1 protein-coding gene is annotated in these 2465 nt (G+C 64.8%); it reads left to right on the top strand.

Translation table 11 applies throughout. The annotated features are described in order from the left end of the window. The coding region (locus ACTJKX_RS37705; protein ID WP_440728457.1) for an RHS repeat-associated core domain-containing protein at window positions 1–2465 on the top strand (2465 nt) is incomplete at both ends.

The raw sequence follows: 2465 nt of genomic DNA, 5'->3' as shown, positions 1-2465 counted from the left end.
TATGACGGGGCGGGGGATGCGGCGACACCGCCGGTGAAGGGGGACCAGACCGGACAGTGGAACTGGCTGAACCCCGGCAATCGCTGGATCACGACATCGGCGAGCTATGACGCCTATGGCAACAAGGTGTCGTCGACGGACGGGTTGGGCAACCGGGCGGAGACGATCTACGATCCGACCTATCATTTGTTCCCGGTGGAGGAGCGCAATGCGCTCTATGTGCAGAACGGGGACACGCGGCAGAAGACGACGGCGAGCTTCGACGCCCAGTGCCAGCAGCCCTCGAGCAGCATCGACCTGAACGGCCAGACCACGAGCTATGGCTATGATGGGCTGTGCCGGATCACCTCGGTGACCCAGCCTTTGGGGGCGTTCAAGACCTTCAGCTACCACGATATCGGCAATGCCACGTACCAATATATCGAGACCCACACGCCAGGCGCCGCGGGGCAGGGGGATATCTGGACGCAGGACCTGTTCGATGGCTATGGCCGCCTGATCAAGACGATCAGGCGGGCGGCCGACCCGACCCAGGGCGCGATCACCGAAGACACCAACTATGACGCTCGCGGCAACAAGGCGTCGATCACGCCGGTGCCGTATTACTATCCCAGCCAGACCTACAAGGTTGCCATCACCAGCTTCGACAGCCGGGACCGTCCGATCAAGGTGACGAACCCTGACGGCTCGTTCAAGACGATGAGCTATGAAGTTGCCGATCCTGCGAGCGTGGCGGGGGCGTTCCTGCAGGTGACGACGACGGACGAGCTGAACCGCAAGACGGTGGCGGTGACGGACGCCTATGGGCGGACGGTGCGCCAGACGGCCACCAAGCAGGGCCGGGCGCTCCACCGCACGCTGGGCTATGACGCGCTGGGCCGGTTGACCAGCCTGTCGGATCCGGCGGGCAACAGCTGGACCAATGTGTTCGACACGCTGGGCCGTCGCACCTCGGTGAAGGATCCTGACCTGGGGACATGGAGCTATGCCTATGACGATGGCGGCAACCTCACCACGCTGACGGACGCCAAGGGCCAGAAGACGGGCTACAACTATGACCGGCTGAACCGGGTGACGGGCCAGGTGATGCGGTCGGACCTGCCCAATGGCGATCCGCAGCGCGACAATATCGGCTTCCTCTATGACGAGGCACGCTCGGGCGCCTTCAATGTCGGCAAGCAGACGACGGCGGCGAACAAGCATGCCTGGCTGACGGCCAATTACGACGCGCTGGGCAATGAGGTGGTCAAGACCCTGCTGACGACGGAGGGCACGACCTATACCACGACGACGGCCTATGATGCCGGCAAGCGCATCCTGTGGCGGACCTTCGGGGACGGCACGAGCCTGGGGTCTGCGGCAACGCCCTTCGGCTACAATGGGGCGGGCCAGCTCACTTCCATCCCCGGGCTGGTCTCCAACGTGACCTACAATGCGGCCGGACAGTCGCTGGCGACGACCTACGCCAATGGGGTGACCAGCACGTCGGCCTATGACGCCACGCGGGGCTGGCTGAACAGCCTGACGGCGGCCAAGGGCGGCACGAACCTGCTGTCGCTGAACTATACCCGCGCCGCCACCGGCCGGATCGATGGAATCACCTCGCCGGGGGGCGCCTCGAGCGATGCCTGGAGCTATGGCTATGACGAGCTCGACCAGCTGACCTCGGCCAGCAATGCCGGCAATGCCTCGTTCAACGAGACCTACAGCTATGACGATGCGGGCAACCTGACGTCGAAGACGGATGTGGGCACCTACACCTATCCGGCGCAGGGCCCGAACGCGGTGCGCCCGCATGCGGTGGGCGTGGCCGGCACGACCTTCTTCACCTATGACGACAACGGCAACATGCTGACGGGTCATGGGCGGACCTACAGCTGGGACGGGATGAACCGTCCGACGCAGATCGTCAGCGCCTATATGGGGGAGAGCCCCGGGGCGACGAGCAGCTACTTCTACGGCCCGGACGGGAGCCGGGTGAAGAAGGTGACGAAGGCCTCGCCGCGGGGTTGCACCACGGCGCCCAATCCGCTGCCGACGGAGACGACGACCTATGTGTTCGGGGACGAGCGGGTGAGCTATGAGGGCTCGAGCGATCCGTGCGTGCCGACGACGCCGCTGTGGGTGAAGTACCCGATGCCCGACATCAAGATCGAGGGCACGGGCGCCACGGCCAAGAGCTACACGCTGCTCAAGGACCATCTGGGCTCGGTGCGTGTGGTGGCCGACCAGGCGGGCACAACCTCCATCGCCACGCGCTACCAGCCCTTCGGGCTAGCCAAGCCCATCACGACCTCGACGGCGACCAAGGAGGATCACGGCTATATCGGCGAGCGGCAGGACGAGACGGGCCTGCTCTACCTCAACGCAAGATATTACGATCCCCACATCGCTCGCTTCGTCTCGCCAGACTGGTGGGACCCAACCCAGGAAGGCGTCGGAACCAACCGGTACGCATACGCCGA

The organism is Labrys sp. 22185 (assembly GCF_052045555.1).
GTDB lineage: Bacteria > Pseudomonadota > Alphaproteobacteria > Rhizobiales > Labraceae > Labrys > Labrys neptuniae.
The sequence above is the reverse complement of the archived record's forward strand: the minus strand, read 5'-3'. Positions and strand labels throughout refer to the sequence as shown.